The organism is Mucilaginibacter sp. P1_A3 (assembly GCF_056406855.1).
In genome coordinates, this window is sequence record NZ_JBFTZJ010000003.1 from 26,087 (window position 1) to 42,475 (window position 16,389).

A 16,389-nucleotide genomic window follows, 5' to 3' on the forward strand; every position below is an offset into this window, starting at 1 on the left:
CCTTATTGTGTTATTATATATTACCAGAACTTAACATAAAGCGCGGTAAGTAATAACAGCGTTACTATAATTAATGCCAGGGTTGATTTCTCTACCTTGAACATGCTACTTGGTATATCAAACGCTTTAGGGTTTTCCTTAGGCCCTGCAAAGCTAACAGCCACCATTACAATAATGGTGAACAGGAAGGATAGGCCCATACAGATCAGGAACGGAATCTCGTACCCTCCCTTGCCATTAGGGAATGCGGTGTACAAAAAGGTTTCGTGTCCAAACAAGGCCGGCGCATAGTTATTAAACAATACCGACATGGCGAAGCCTGTGAGGATACCCGCGATAGCCGCTGCACCCGTTGTCCGTTTCCAAAAGAAACCCAATATGAATATGGCAAATATCCCCGGACTAATAAAGCCGGTGTATTTTTGGATGAAGGTAAAACCACCTTCGCCGCCAATGCCCAAAAGATCTTTCCAGGTTAATATAATGGAGAAGATAAGTGCCGCAAGAATAGCTATCTTACCTACAATAACCATTTTCTTTTCGCTGGCATCCTTGCTGATGTGCTTTTTGTAAATATCCAGGGTAAAAATGGTACTGATACTGTTAGCCTTACCCGCAAGTGAAGCCACAATAGCAGCAGTAAGCGCCGCAACCGAAAGTCCTTTCAAACCCGTAGGTAAAAAGCCAAGCACGGCCGAATAAGCGTTATCTGAATTAAAATGCCCGCCCGATGCCATTTCATGCTGCAGGCCACCATTTTTGTACAATACATAAGCCGCAATACCCGGTAAAACTACAATGACAGGCATAGCCAGTTTCATTAAACCGGCAAACAGGATACCTGTGCGGGCGGTTTTCAAATCGGCACCCAGGGCGCGTTGGGTAATGTATTGGTTACATCCCCAGTAGTTAAGGTTCACTATCCACTGACCTGCAAAATACATAGCAATGCCCGGCAGTGCCAGGTATTTGTTGATCTCGGCTTGCGATGCGCCTGCTTTTGGCTTGGCCATCATCATTTTAAAGTGATCGGGAGCATCTTTAAACATGGCGTTTAAACCAGCCATGGCATCTTTACCTAAACCAAAATGCTCGCTCACCAGGGTAAGGGCAATATAGGTGGTAGCCAAACCGCCAACAACTAAAACAAGCACTTGTATAACATCGGTAAAACCGATAACCTTCATGCCACCCAGCGTAATAAACAAGGCGAAAATCGCCAGTCCGATAATGATCTCATGTAGGTATCCGCCACCTGCCAGGCTGTTGATGGCCAATGCACCCAGGTAAAGTATTGAAGTTAAGTTAACAAATACATATAAAAACAACCAAAATATGGCCATCACAAAACTCACGGTTTCATTATAGCGGGTATGCAGAAACTGTGGCATCGTGAAGATCTTATTCTTCAGATACACAGGTACAAACCATACTGCCACAATAATAAGGGCTATAGCGGCCACCCACTCATAAGCTGCAACAGCCAAACCAACAGCAAATCCCTGTCCGCTGGTACCTATAAATTGCTCGGCCGAAATATTTGATGCAATAAGTGAGGCACCGATAGCCCACCAGGTAAGTGAACCTTCGGCAAGGAAGAAATCATGACTGGCCGAGATACTGGCCTTTTTTTTGCGGCTATACACCCAGTAACCATAGCTGGATACCACAACAAAATAGATCACGAAAATGGCGTAATCAATGGTTTCAAATTTATTCATAAATTGGGTTTAATTAGTTTGTTGTATTAGTGTTTTAAAAACATGCAACCGGAATCCCATCGTGGGCTGCGTGTTCGGTATTTAATTTATTTGATTATACTCTTTACTCTTTGTCATCCTGAGCGCAGCGAAGGGTCTATTCTCCAACATGCCTCCGTTTTTTGTCCTCTATCTAAAAATCTTTTAATCGCCCCAAAATCTTAACTCTTGATTCTAACCTCTTGACTCTTCTCAAAAAGGGCGTTTCCCTGCGGGCCGGGCTATCCGTTCATACGCCTGCAGGCATTACACGCAGGCCGGTATCCACTGCTATCCCTAACGCGGGTCAATTGTAACATATGTTATTGCGAGCGCAGCAATCGGGAACTATACCAGTCAAACATGCAGGTTGTTTACCCCTGTACAGTTCGCGATTGCTTCGTGCCTCGCAATGACATGTTTGTTAGAGCATCCTAAAACGGCCTGTCACCCTGAGCCTGTCGAAGGGTCGCGCGCGCAGAGGCTTTTGCCCACATGCTTCGACAGGCTCAGCAGGACAGCCCTTTTTTAAAACATCATTTTTCCTTAAGAGCCCCGCGGGATTTTATTCTCGCAATGATATGTTTGCAACAAAAACCTTTTGTCATCCTGAACGGAGTGAAGGATCTATTCTTCGCCATGCTTCTTCGCCCTGTACAGTCTGCAAATAGATCCTTCGTTCCTCAGGATGACAAACCTTTTAAAATGTCATTTGCCTTTAAATATTCTTCGGGTTTTATTCCTCGCAATGTCATACTTGCTTTGGTATTTAACCCACCACCATGCAAATCAAAAGTCTCCCCCTTCAGGGGGAGATTTAGAGTGAGCTTCCTACCTATATGCCACCTCATTCCACAATATCTCATTTCTGAATTGTGGGATAGTGGTATCCTTTCCAATCCTCAAAAACTCAATGCCTGCCATATCAGCAAAATCCTGCATATGCGCGGCGGTAAGGTTTTGGCTGTAGGCTGTATGGTGTGCGCCGCCACCGTAAATCCAGGCTGCGCAGCCGGTTTTCATATCGGGCAGGGGTTTCCATAGTACACGGGCCACAGGTAGGTTTGGCAAATCTTCAACCGGTTCAACGGCTTCCACTTCGTTTATCAGCAGGCGGAAACGGTTACCCATATCCACGATAGATGCGTTAAGTGCGGCACCGCCAGCCACATTGAATACCAAACGTGCAGGATCGGCTTTGCCGCCAATACCTAATGCATGAACCTCTAATGAAGCTTTGCCATTAGCCAAAGAAGCATCCACTTCCAGCATATGTGAGCCTAAAACCAGTGCATTAGCAGGGTCAAAGTGGTAGGTGTAATCTTCCATGAAAGCATTACCACCAGCCAAACCGGCTCCCATTACTTTAAAGGCACGTACCAGGGCCGCTGTTTTCCAGTCGCCTTCACCGGCAAAGCCAAAACCATCGGCCATTAAACGTTGTGCGGCGATACCCGGCAGCTGTAACATGCCATGCAAATCTTCAAAAGTATCCGAGAAGCCTTTAAAGCCACCATCAACCAAAAACTTACGTAAACCAATCTCAATCTTAGCAGCCTCGTAAACCGACGAATACCTGGCGCCTCCTTTTTTAAGATCATCTGCCATGGTATAAGTTGCCTCATACTCATCTGTTAAAGCAGTAATTGCTTCTTCACTTACCGCGTTGATCACGGCAACCACGTCGCCAATGCCATAGGTATTTACTGAGAAGCCGAACTTCAATTCAGCCTCTACTTTATCACCATCTGTAACAGCAACAAAACGCATATTATCACCAAAGCGAACAAATTTGGCGCCTTGCCAATCGTGCCAGCCAGCTGCGGCGCGGGTCCAGGTTTCTATCTCGGCCAAAGCCTCGGTATCCTGCCAGTGACCAACCACTACTTTGCGGTTAATGCGCATGCGCGATACCATAAAGCCAAACTCACGGTCGCCATGGGCGCTTTGGTTCAGGTTCATGAAATCCATATCGATGCTGCTCCATGGAATATCGCGGTTAAATTGGGTATGCAGGTGCAGCATTGGCTTTTTCAGGATGCTTAGCCCACGGATCCACATTTTGGCCGGACTAAAGGTGTGCATCCAGGTAATGATACCGATACAGTTTTCTGCTACGTTGGCAGCTTGCAGGGTTTCATAAATTTCTTCCGGTGATTTTACAACAGGTTTGTAAACCACACGTACAGGGATATTTCCGGTTGCATCTATCCCGGCTGCAATTTCCTGGGAATGTTCGGCAACCTTCTTTAAAGTTTCTTCTCCGTATAAGTTTTGGCTTCCTGTAATAAACCAAACTTCAAATTTTTTAAGATCTATCATTGTATAATTAGTGATTTATTGAATTAGCGAATTGGTGATTTATATAATGGTTAATGTTTTAATTGTTTGCCGGCGATAGCCTTAATAAGGTAGCACCGTGCAGGTTAATGTTTTGCTGATAGCCTTTTTTAAATTGGCCTATATCTTGTTTCTTCCATAGATCGCGCACCTTTACTTTGCCTTTGAGACCAATGGTTGCAAAATCAATGGCTATGCTTTTGTTGGTATCGCCAATGTTGAAAAGTGCGGCATAAATATCCTTACTGCCCGGTATTTGTGAGAACCAAACCATGGCGCCATCTTTTTTATACAACTGGCGCGGATTTGTTCCTTTCTGATTGGCAGCAAGTACCTCATCATTGGTGAATAATTTCAATTCAAATTCCCGATTCTCGGGCAGGTTGCCGCCTATCATCAGGGGCGACCGGTAAATGCTCCAAAAAGTCATGTGGGTATATTCCTCATCCTCTGTAAAGCGGCTAAAGCGTTCCTGGCCAACGGGGCCGCGTTTGCTCAGCTTGCCTATCTGTATCATATCACAATCGGGCCAGTGACCGGGGCCACCTACGCCTTCCCAGCTTTTGGCATAATCAAACATGTGGAGGATCTCTTTCCAGTTATCCCAAAAATCATCGGCCATGCGCCACATATTAGCGTATTTTGTGGCGTGCGCAGCCTGTGCAACAGGAGTTTCGCCGGGCGAAAGGCTTAATACTATTGGTCTGCCACAATTTTGAATCGCTTTTTGGTATCCTTCAATTTCGGCATTACTATAAGGGCGCGAAAGGTCATCTACCTTAATAAAATCTACGCCCCATGAAGCGTAAAGCTCCAATAACGAGTTCAGGTATTCCTGCGCACCGGGCTTTTTCATGTCCAGTCCGTACATGTGATTCATCCAGGGGCATTTGGAATTGGTATCAGCAACCATATCGGCGGTTATGTTATTAGTCCCTTTTATGGGTGATTTTGCCCAATAAGCCTGCCTCGGGATGCCACGCATTACATGAATGCCGAATTTTAAACCTTTACCATGTACATAATCAGCCAGCGGTTTAAACCCATTACCTCCAAAAGCGGAAGGGAACTTGGTGGGCTGTGGTGTTAACCTTCCCCATTTATCCATGGTAAGCCAGGGTAAATAAGAACCATCCTGAAGTCGTAACTGAAAGGGATTGCCAATGTTACTTCCCGGCGGATTATCATACGACCATAAAAAATCAACCACGATGTACTCCCAACCATGCGGTTTCAGGTATTGGGTCATATAATCGGTGTTGGCTTTCACCTCGTCTTCATGTACAGCCGAGCCGAAACAGTTATAGCTGTTCCAACCCATGGGTGGGGTAGCGGCTACGGTTTGTGCCGATGCTTTTGCACCCAGCAAACCCGCTGCCAGGATAATGATATATTGCAGTGATGTTTTCATCTATTGGCCGTAATAAGAATTTGGTCCGTGTTTGCGTTCGAAATGCTTTTTGATGAGCGAATCTTTTAGGCGAGGGGCCTGGTTGTTAATTTGCTCGGTTAAATAGGCCATTTGGGCCACAGCCTCTAACACGGCGCTGTTATAAACCGCTTTGTGCGCGGTTTTGCCCCAGGTAAAAGGAGCGTGATTACCAACTAAAACCATTTCTACCTCGTTGTAATCCAACCCTTCGGCCGTAAAATGATCCATGATCTGGAAACCGGTTTGGTATTCGTAATCACCTTCAATCATTTCATCGCTCATAGGCGGGGCGCAAGGGATATCAGCCGTCAGGTGATCTGCGTGTGTAGTACCGAAGATCGGGATACAGCGTTGTGATTGCGCCCAGGCAGTGCCATAGGTTGAATGGGTATGCACAATACCCCCAATGTTTGGCCAGTGTTTATATAACACGGCATGGGTTTGGGTATCTGATGAGGGGCGAAGGTCGCCCTCAATGATAACCCCATCAAAGTTAACGATCACCATTTTTTCGGGTGATAAATCTTCATAAGGTACCCCGCTTGGTTTTATAGCGAAAACCTCCAAAGCCCTGTCGGCAGCGCTTACGTTACCGAAGGTGAACAACACCAGGCCGAGTTTGGGCAGCTGCATATTAGCGTCATAAGCAGCTTGTTTTATATGTTGATACTTGCTCATGCTAAAACTGAATTATCTGCTAAGCTTTGGGTTGATTTATCTGCAATTTGGCGTGCAATAAAACTACCCAGGGTTTTATATTTATTGTAACGTGCCAGGTAAGCAGCTTCCAGATGCTTGTTAGGATAATACTCCACATCAAAGCCGCGACCCATGGCTTGCATGGCATCTTCAACCGTTGGATAAATTCCTGCAACAACAGCTGCAAACATGGCTGCACCCAAAGCGCAGGTATGTTTAAACTGGTGAATGCGGATAGGCATGCCCAATACATCGGCCATCATCTGCATCACAAAAGGTGATTTTTTGGCGACACCACCAATCCCGATAATCCCTTTAACCGGGATGCCTTCGCTAATGAAGCGCTCAACAATGCTTTTAGCACCAAAACAGGTAGCCTCGGCCAGTGAACGGAAAACGCGTGGCGCATCGCTGCCCAAACCTAAGCCTGTTATTGCGCCTTTTAGTTCCTGGTTGGCATCCGGTGTACGGCGGCCATTAAACCAATCTATTGATAATTCATTGTCAAAATCTAAAGGTAAAAGGGCTGCCTGCTTGCTTAATTCAGGTATAATCAGCTCGGCCATTTCGGCCTTTAGTGCTTCGGCCGTAGCTGCATCTATTACTGTTGATTGTGATAACAGGTTATTTAAAGGCCATAAAAGCACATTTTTAAACCAGGCATAAGTATCGCCAAAGGCAGATTGACCGGCTTCTAAACCTGTCATACCCGGAATAACGGAGCCGTTCACCTGCCCGCAAATGCCGCGCACCAGTTTGCCATCTATCTCGGCAGATGGAGCTACCAATATATCGCAGGTTGAAGTCCCCATTACTTTACTTAAGTGGTAAGGCTCAATTTGGCCACCAACCGCGCCCATGTGCGCATCAAAAGCGCCGGTACCTACAATTACATCGGTAGATAAGCCCAATCTTTCGGCCCATTCGGCGCTTAAAGTTCCGGCGGCTTCATCGGCGGTATAGGTATCTGTAAATAGTTTAGCGGTAATGCCCTTCAATAAAGGATCAAGTGAAGAAAAGAATTCATCGGGTGGTAACCCACCAAATTCTTCGGCCCACAAGGCCTTGTGTCCGGCAGAACAACGACCGCGTTTAATCTCTTTAACATCAGTGCCACCGGTTAGCAAGAAAGGGATCCAATCGCAATGCTCAACCCATGAGTGTAATGAGGCACGTACCTGTTCATCAACCCTTATAATGTGTAACAGCTTAGCCCAAAACCACTCGGATGAGTAGATGCCGCCTACATATTTTAAATAATTGATATCAAATTTAGTGGCATGTTCATTAATCTGGGCAGCTTCCAATACCGAAGTATGGTCTTTCCATAAAATGAACATGGCATTGGGGTTTTGTTCAAAACCGGCGGTTAATGCCAACGGTGTGCCCGTTTTATCAACCGCGATAGGGGTTGATCCGGTGGTATCTATAGATAAGCCTTTTACGGCTTTGGCGGCATCAGCACCACCAGCCTTTTGCAGGCAATCTTTAATAGTAGTTTCTAATCCTTCTATATAATCAAGGGGGTGCTGCCTGAACTGATTCTCGGGGGCATTGCAAAATAATCCTTGCTGCCAACGGGGATAATTGAATACGGATGAGGCTATTTCTTCGCCGTTTTGCGCATTGATTAATACGGAACGAACAGAGTCGGACCCATAGTCCACTCCAATCACAAATTGGTCTTTACTCATATTGGTTTAATAATTCGTGTTGAAGTAACACTTATTTTTTTACAATAAAAAATTTTTCTAAAAAAACATTTAAAAAACTATAAAATCTGTTGGTGAAAATTTAATGTAAAAGGGAATCAGGATTAGGGATGAAATTCATAAATGCCTGAAATTTAGCATAATAGTTTTGCATGTTGAGCTGATAGTAATAGGCACCGCGCTTGGATCCTGCTTTGTCTTTATCATTTTGTTTGATGAGTAATCCAGTGGCTAAAACCCGCTTGCTAAAATTTCGTTTGTCAATTGGCGTATTAAAAACGCTTTCGTAGAGGGTCTGCAATTGCGGAAGTGTGAACTTGCCAGGTAAAAGTTCAAATAAAATAGGATGCATGGCGGCCTTGTACCTGATGCGTTTTTTTGCAGCCTCCACCATTTCCTGTTGATCGAAAATGAGCTTCGGTACACGTTTTAGCGGGAACCATTCTGCATGATAGTCCTTGCTTAATTGAGTTTGATACTTATTAATATCAATTAGGGCAAAGTAAGTAACAGACACTGTGCGCTCTATAGGATCGCGTTTTGTACTGCCAAACGCGTGTAATTGCTCCAGATAAACCCCCTCAAGCTCGGTTAGTTGTTTTAAAATGCGGTTGGCCGCCTGGTCTAAACTTTCTTTAGGCTGTACAAATCCGCCCATCAAACTCCAGTTATCTTTCTGTGGCTCGAAACTCCTTTTAATAAGCAGAATCTTTAAGGTATCGCCGTCAAACCCGAAGATAATGCAGTCAACTGCCAGTAAAAGTCGTGTTTGTTTGGAATATTTCTGCATGTGATTTGGTTTATGAGGGTGGTAAATGTAATTTTTTAGATACAGAAAAATCAATTCCAAGCCATTGTTTATTCAGGAAAGGGCTTAAAAATGCATCTGTACAGGTTTATTTGTGTATTGAGTACACAAATAAAATGAAAATTATTTTAATTGTTTTTATCACAATTAAAATAATTTTATTCTACCTTAGATTTTAATTAGGGCGATCAATATGCCCCGATTAAAAAACCAAACACCAATTATAACCAGTAATACCGTTCAATAAGCTTCAATAAAAGGCGATGATGAGCGATAAACTATCAAAGAATTATGAAAATGCACGAAAAAAAGCACTTTTTATTATACGGCCTCGCGCTGTCATTGTTTATGGGCTGTAATGGGCCGGCGGAGACGAAGACTGCCAACACCGATTCCACATCGGTGGTAAAAGCCGCAATACCCGATGCAAAAAATTTTGAAGGCGAAGTAAATGGTAAAGCCGTTAAACTATATACCTTGAAAAATAGCAAGGGCGCCAGCGTTGCCATTACCAATTACGGTGGCCGCATCGTAAGCCTGATGGTTCCGGATAAAAAAGGTACACTGACAGATGTAGTTTTGGGTTACGATAGTTTAAAAACTTACCAAAAGCCAAAAGAGCCCTATTTTGGCGCAATCATAGGTCGGTATGGTAATCGCATAGGCAAAGGAAAATTCACACTTGAAGGCAAACCATATCAATTGGATATTAATGATGGCGTTAATACCCTGCATGGCGGGTTTAAAGGTTTTTATGCACAGGTGTTTGATGCCACACAGGTTGATGACAAAACACTTAACCTTACCTATGTATCTAAAGATGGCGAAGGTGGTTATCCCGGAACGTTAACCGTTAAAGTAGCATATACCCTTACCGATGATAACGCCGTTAAAATTGAGTATACCGCAACTACTGATAAAACAACTATTGTAAACTTAACCAACCACGCTTACTTTAACCTGAACGGCGCGGGCAGCAGTACCATCCTCAATGATATTGCAAAAATTGATGCGGATAATATTACCCCGGTTGATGTTACGCTGATACCAACAGGGAAATTGCAGGCAGTAAAAAATACTCCTTTTGATTTTACTACTGCAAAAGCCATCGGCACCAATATTAATGACAAAGACGACCAATTGAATAATGGTAAAGGTTATGATCATAATTTCGCGTTGAACAAGCATGATGCCACACAATCTGTAGCTACCATCAGCAGCCCCGAAACTGGTATCGTGATGGATATTTATACTGACGAACCTGGTTTGCAGTTTTATACCGGTAATTTTTTAACCGGAAAAACCAATGATGGTAAAGGTGGTAAGGCTTACGCGTACCGGTCAGCATTTTGTGTAGAGACCCAGCATTTTCCAGATGCGCCAAATCAGCCTGCTTTTGCATCAACTGTATTAAAGCCGGGGCAAACCTATCATACAGCAACCACATACAAATTTGCGGTTAAGTAATCTTTTATAAATAATTGTAGTTCAATATTTGATTATATAATCTGATTGAGATGACGGAGACCGAAATAAAATATCTGCTTAATGATATTGCTTTGTATAATAACCGGGCATCTTTCAAAAAGTTATACCTGTTTTATTACTCTAAATTATTTTGGTTTGCCAAATCGTTTGTAAAAAATGATGAAGCGGCTGAGGAGATCATTGATGATGTATTTTTGAACCTTTGGATGCAGCGCCAGGGGCTCACAGAAATTAATAACTTGAGTAATTATTGCTACGTTTCGGTTAAAAACAAATCATTAACCCACATCTCCAAAGCCCGGTTGAACCAGGTAAATATTGATGATGTGAAAATAGAGATCATTGATTCGGCGGCAACCGGCGAAGACAAGCTGATTTGCGGGGATGTTACTAAAGTTATTAATAATTCGCTGAACAAGTTATCTGACCAATGCAAAGTGGTTTTTAAGTTGGTAAAAGAGGACGGCTTAAAATACCGGGAAGTTGCCGAGCTTTTAAATCTTTCCATAAAAACTGTTGAATATCATATGGGTAATGCGCTGAAACAGGTAGCAAGCGGCATTGCCGCTTCTCAAAAAAGTAAAGTATTTGAAGTAGAAAAAATCTTCAAATAACCGTAAGGACTGTGCAATCTGTTCTGGTTGTTAGTTTGCACCGTGATGTTTGGAAGACATAAAAAGGCAGGCAATGGGCGATTCCTTCCTCGGGGAAGGAGGAGGTAGGGGTTAAATCAGGCGTTCAAGCACCATTGCGGATTACATGTCGGCTAAACTACTCCTTGCTGCCCTTGCGCGCGTTTCAGCCGCACCCCCGTCCATTGGAAGGGAGTTGTTGACCCTTAAAAATATTCCGAACACCCCTGGCCTCGTCATCAACAAATTTCTGTATGTAAAAAAGCTTTACTGTTTCCCTAATATCATTTTCCTTTCTACTGCCCTGGGCCTGGTAGAACACCAGCAAGGGCTGAATTGTGAGAATGGGTAGCCGCTATGCGGCATTGTGCGGGGGAACACATTGCTTGCTACAAACAGGTAGCCGCTACGCGGCATGCACATTTACAATATGAAGGCATGCCGCGTAGCGGCTACCTGTTTGTAGCACAAATAATTCAAATGATTCTTCTGCTCCATAGGAGCTACCTTTCTTTCTACACAAAATATTTAAACGAGATTCCTAAGGCAGGATGTGCCATTTAGCCTCTGGTCGGTGTTTTCACCACACCAGCCTAAGGTCTGGATATTGCATCTAATACCCGATTACCCCCACCCGCTGTTCGAAGTCTCCGATTTCGAACAGCGGGTGGATACATTCCTTGCTACAAACATGTAGCCGCTACGCGGCATATCTTCATATTGTAAATGTGCTATGCCGCGTAGCGGCTACCTATTTGTAGCACAAATAATACCGATGTTTCCTTTGCTCCATAGGAGCTACCTTTCTACATAAAATATTAACGCGATTCCTACCAGGGATATGTCGTTTTATCCTTTTTAAAATAATTTTCATTTTTCACCAGGGTGTTTTCATTAGTTACAGTCTTTATGATTAGAGCCGTAAATAATGATTAATAATATTTGGATACTTATTGGTAAAAAGTTAAGTGGTGAGGCTACCGCCGAAGAATTGCTTGAACTTGAAGAACTGCTACAGCAAGGAGTTGCAGACCAGTATCCGCTTGCTCAATTGGAAGAGATCTGGAAAAGAGAGCACCAGGAAACAGCAGCGGAAAAGTTAGATGCTAAATGGCTGGCCTTTGAAACTAAACTTGATAATGCCAATAAGGTAGAATCGGAAGAAGTTTCACAATCAGAAAGTACTGAACAGCTTAAGCCAAAATCGGGCATTATAAAATTCCTTAAAATTATTTCATTTGTTGTAGCTGCCTGTTTTGCGCTGGTTTTTATAATGTTCAATAAAAAGAATGTTATAGATAACCACAAAACCAACCAGATTATGGCGCCGCAAAACGGCATTAGCAAAATTCAATTACCAGATGGTAGCAAGGTGTGGCTAAACTCTGGCAGTAAAATAGTTTATGGAGCAAATTATGGCGCCGAACAAAGAGCAGTGTACCTTGTAGGCGAGGCTTTGTTTGATGTTGAAAAAGACCCCGACCATCCTTTTATAGTTACTACGTCAACCATCAGCATTAAGGTATTGGGTACCAAATTTAATGTAAGAGCATACGCCACCGATAAAACATCAGAAACTTCATTGTTAAGGGGACGCATTGAACTAACTGTTTTAAAAAATCCCGAAAAGAAGATCATTTTAAAAGCAGCTGATAAGGTTACAATTAATAACGAGCAACTATTTGTTAACGGTAAAGCGGCTATTCCATCTAAAAGCGGGATAACAGAAGAAATCCCTTTAATGGCCTTAAGCAGGATTCACCTGGCTAAAAAGGATACTTTGCCATCAGAGGCATTGTGGATTGAGAATAAACTTGCTTTTGACGCCGAAGATTTTGAAAGCCTTTCCAAAAAGCTGGAACGCCGCTATAATGTGACCATCAGCTTTAAAGATGAGGAGTTTAAAAAGTTAAGATTTACCGGTAAGTTTCAAAATGAATCTATTGGTAAAGCCTTAAGAGCCCTGCAGTCCGCCACATATTTCCATTATAAAACCGACAATAATCAAATTTTAATTTATTGATAATCAATTATTTAACTAATTAATTAAATAGCCTATGCTTATATAAGTATCTAAACTAAAACCAAAAAACGGGGAAATGTTGACGCATCCCCCCGTGTATGTGGTAAAAGTTAACTACCAGCCCTTTTGAAAACCAAATAGTTAAACAACCTTAATGCTAAATTATGAAAAAAAATGTACCCCGCATTAACCAAGTGCGGTTAAACCAATTTTTGAAAATCTTTTTTATGTTTAAATTTATCCTTGCCCTGGTGATCATGTCATCGCTACAGGCTTTTGCAAAAGGATATGGCCAGAGTATAATAAACGTCAATTTCCAGAATGTAACCTTGAAAAAGGCATTTAAAGAAATTGAAAAAAAATCTGACTACCGCTTTTTGTACAATGATGATATACTGGCTAAAAATGTTTTGCCTGCAAGCCTGAATGTTACTAACGCATCGCTTGATGAAACTATGACTGCCTTGCTTGCCAAAACCAACCTGGTATACAAGTTAAGCGACAATAACCTGGTAATACTTTCAGAAAAAGGCGGTATCGTTTCCGTGCTTACCATTACTGGAAGGGTAACAGACGAAAGCGACCTGCCATTGCCTGGAGTAAGCATCAAAGTAAAAGGAGCTGCCGCGGGCGCCCAAACCGATGTTCAGGGTAAATATGTTTTAAACGTCCCGGATGCCAGGGCCAGTAATGTGGTGCTTGTGTTTTCGTTTGTGGGCTACGCAACCCAGGAGGTGCCGTTAAATGGCAATTCGGTACTTAATGTGCAGCTTAAGGCCGCGTCAAATTCATTAAACGAGGTTATCGTTGTTGGTTACGGTACGCAGAAGAAAGAAAATCTTACCGGCTCTGTTACCGTTGTAAACGTTAAAGATGCCACTAAACGTAGCACACCGGATATTGCCAGGGCATTGCAAGGCCAGGTAGCCGGTGTACAGGTAAATGGATCAGGTGTACCCGGCGAAGGCGTATCTATTCGCATCCGCGGGGTAAGCTCATTAATTAATAACAACCCGCTTTATATTATTGATGGCGTGCCAACTATGGAACCCTTTGATTTTCCTCCCGGCGATATTGAAAGTCTGCAGGTTATAAAGGATGCATCAGCAGGGGCAATCTATGGTTTTCGCGGTGCCAACGGAGTGATCATTATCACCACCAAAAAAGGGAAAAACGGCCCGATGAAAATTAACTATAATGGTTATTTCGGCTTTCAAAAAAATCCTAAAACGCTATCGGTTACTGATAGGGTAGGCTACCAGAAAATTGCCGATGCTGCCGAAACCAATGCCGGCTTATCCCTGGCGCCGGGCAATGATCCAACCTCAAGTAAATTCATTAGTAATGTAAATACCGACTGGCAAAAATCCGGTTTCAGAACCGGCTATACCCAAAGTCATGACCTGGGCCTATCCGGCGGTAATGAAACCATGAACTATAATGTCGCTTTTGATTATTTTAACCAAACGGGTACTACTGTTTCGGGGCCGGCTTATACCCGTTACAACCTGAGCGGTAATATACAGGGTAAAAAAGGCATTGTATCTTTTGGTACCAAGTTTGCCTACACCGAAGGTGATTATAATAACCTGGCCTACCCGCACTTGCATGGTACCGGTAACCAGATTGTTGATTTGGTTACAGCCATCCCAACTATGCCTATTCTTGACCCTAACCGCGTTGGTGGTTACGGTGGTGTTGATCAAAATACCCAAAGAGCCATCTCGTTAAACATTATCGGTGTAAATAATTTGTTAAACAGCACCGGCCAGCGTAACCGTATGCTGGCATCTGCCTGGATGGAAGTTGAAATTGTTAAAAATCTGAAATACCGTTTAAGCGGAAGCTATGACCGTAACGATTTTAAAAACACTTATTTTGATCCTATTTATGACCTGGGCTGGTTTTACCCAAATACAACAGCTTATTACAGCGATGCCCGGGGTAATTACTATACAGCGCTTATTGAAAATACATTAAGCTATAAACTAAGCATCCACAAGCATAATATTGAGTTGCTTGCAGGTACTGCTTACCAAAAAGATAAGAATGATAACCTTACCGGTGTAGCGTATAACCTGCCGCAGCCTTACCTGTTTGCATTTAATAACGTGAGCAATACGGCCGATAAAACAGTATTTAGCGATAGTAACCTGCGCAAATTTTATTCGCCCATATTTGGCCGTGTAAACTATAATTATGATGATCGTTACCTGTTAACCGCCAATTACAGGCGCGATGGTACATCGCAGCTGCCATCCTATAACCGCTTTGGTAATTTTGCCGGTGTATCTGTGGGCTGGAACATTGCTAAAGAAAAATTCCTGCACCTGCCGGATGCCGTTTCCCAGTTAAAAATAAAAGCGGGCTATGGTACTTTGGGTAACGTGAACGCGCTTCCGTTTTATCCTTACCAGTCCGTGGTTAATGCAAACGCGAGTTATGTGTTTGGTAATACCCTGGCATCGGGTGCAACCCAAACACAGGTGTTTGACCAAACCAACAAATGGGAGCAAAAACGCACTACCAACATAGGGTTAGATCTGAGCTTATTCCATGATCAGTTAGCATTTTCATCAGAGTATTATGTCAATAAAATTATAGGCATCCTTTTACCAGTTCCAATTCCTATTTCGGTTGGTGCAATTAATACACCGCTGGTTAACGCTGCATCGTTCACCAATAAGGGTATCGAGTTTACAGTAACGTACCGCAGCAGGGATACCGGACCGTTTAATTACACCATCAGCGCAAACGCGTCGACGGTTAAAAATAAGGTATTATCATTAGGTAATGGCGGTAACCCAATTTATGGTGCTTACAGCAAAACCGAGGTTGGTGGCCAGGTTGGTCAGCTCTACGCGTTTAAAACCGAAGGAATTTTTAAAGATGCTGCCGATGTAGCCGCGCATGCCACCCAAACTGGTGCCGTACCGGGCGATATTAAATTTGTTGATACCAACGGCGATCATATCATTAACGATGCCGACCGTGTTTACTTAGGCTCGGCCATTCCAAAATTGTACTATGGTTTTAACTTAAGCGCCAACTATAAAAACATTGATGCATCGGTATTTATACAGGGTAACTACGGCAGTAAAATAGCCAATGGTGTTTACCAGTCATTAATGACCGGGCAATATACTAATGCCAGTACCGATGAGCTTAACTTTTGGACACCTGCAAACACCAACACCAATGTGCCAAGGCCGGTAATTGGTGATCCTAATGCCAATAACCGCAACTCGGACAGGTTTATACAAAGTGGTTCATACGCACGCCTGCAAACCGCGCAGTTAGGTTATACGCTGCCAGCATCGCTATTAAACCGTACACATGTGTTCAGGAGTTTCAGGATCTATCTGTCAGGTCAAAATCTGTACACCATAACTAAGTACAAAGGTTTCGACCCAGATTTTATTAACGATGGTACTATTAACCGCGGTTTCGACTATGGTTCATTCCCCAACCCGCGTACATTATTAGTTGGTTTACAGGTAGGGCTATAATTATTGA

General features: G+C 43.1%; 10 protein-coding genes. 4 read left to right on the forward strand and 6 right to left on the reverse strand.

Annotated features, from left to right (window positions below; translation table 11 throughout):
- Positions 1–20 precede the first annotated feature (20 nt).
- The 6 genes from AC1D0K_RS06795 to AC1D0K_RS06820 all read right to left on the reverse strand — a co-directional run bounded on the left by AC1D0K_RS06795 (position 21) and on the right by AC1D0K_RS06820 (position 8,712).
- Positions 21–1,721, reverse strand: coding sequence for a sodium:solute symporter family transporter (locus tag AC1D0K_RS06795; protein WP_477435861.1), 1,701 nt, complete (start codon positions 1,719–1,721; stop codon positions 21–23).
- Between the two features lie 849 nt (positions 1,722–2,570).
- Positions 2,571–4,061: an L-arabinose isomerase gene (gene araA / locus AC1D0K_RS06800; protein WP_477392081.1), complete on the reverse strand. Its 1,491-nt coding sequence runs from the start codon at positions 4,059–4,061 to the stop codon at positions 2,571–2,573.
- A 58-nt stretch (positions 4,062–4,119) separates the two neighbouring features.
- Positions 4,120–5,490: a glycoside hydrolase family 27 protein gene (locus tag AC1D0K_RS06805; protein ID WP_477392082.1), complete on the reverse strand. Its 1,371-nt coding sequence runs from the start codon at positions 5,488–5,490 to the stop codon at positions 4,120–4,122.
- On the reverse strand, positions 5,491–6,189 hold the full coding sequence (locus AC1D0K_RS06810; RefSeq protein WP_295711346.1) for an L-ribulose-5-phosphate 4-epimerase: 699 nt from the start codon (positions 6,187–6,189) through the stop codon (positions 5,491–5,493).
- Positions 6,186–7,904 carry a ribulokinase gene (locus tag AC1D0K_RS06815; RefSeq protein WP_477392083.1) on the reverse strand — a complete coding sequence of 573 codons (1,719 nt, stop codon included), beginning with the start codon at positions 7,902–7,904 and terminating at the stop codon, positions 6,186–6,188. Before AC1D0K_RS06815 ends, AC1D0K_RS06810 begins: the two co-directional genes overlap by 4 nt.
- 100 nt (positions 7,905–8,004) lie before the next feature.
- Positions 8,005–8,712 carry an NUDIX hydrolase gene (locus AC1D0K_RS06820; protein ID WP_477441453.1) on the reverse strand — a complete coding sequence of 236 codons (708 nt, stop codon included), beginning with the start codon at positions 8,710–8,712 and terminating at the stop codon, positions 8,005–8,007.
- A 309-nt stretch (positions 8,713–9,021) separates the two neighbouring features.
- Between AC1D0K_RS06820 and AC1D0K_RS06825 the strand changes: the two genes are divergently transcribed.
- From AC1D0K_RS06825 to AC1D0K_RS06840, 4 genes are all read left to right on the forward strand, one after another.
- The gene (locus AC1D0K_RS06825; protein WP_477392085.1) at positions 9,022–10,197 is read left to right on the forward strand and encodes an aldose epimerase family protein; all 1,176 of its coding nucleotides are present in this window, start codon (positions 9,022–9,024) and stop codon (positions 10,195–10,197) included.
- 50 nt (positions 10,198–10,247) lie between these two features.
- Positions 10,248–10,832, forward strand: coding sequence for an RNA polymerase sigma-70 factor (locus AC1D0K_RS06830; RefSeq protein WP_477392086.1), 585 nt, complete (start codon positions 10,248–10,250; stop codon positions 10,830–10,832).
- A gap of 946 nt (positions 10,833–11,778) precedes the next feature.
- Positions 11,779–12,873 carry a FecR family protein gene (locus AC1D0K_RS06835; protein ID WP_477392087.1) on the forward strand — a complete coding sequence of 365 codons (1,095 nt, stop codon included), beginning with the start codon at positions 11,779–11,781 and terminating at the stop codon, positions 12,871–12,873.
- Positions 12,874–13,100: 227 nt separating this feature from the next.
- Positions 13,101–16,382 carry a TonB-dependent receptor gene (locus tag AC1D0K_RS06840; RefSeq protein ID WP_477441451.1) on the forward strand — a complete coding sequence of 1,094 codons (3,282 nt, stop codon included), beginning with the start codon at positions 13,101–13,103 and terminating at the stop codon, positions 16,380–16,382.
- Positions 16,383–16,389: the final 7 nt, after the last annotated feature.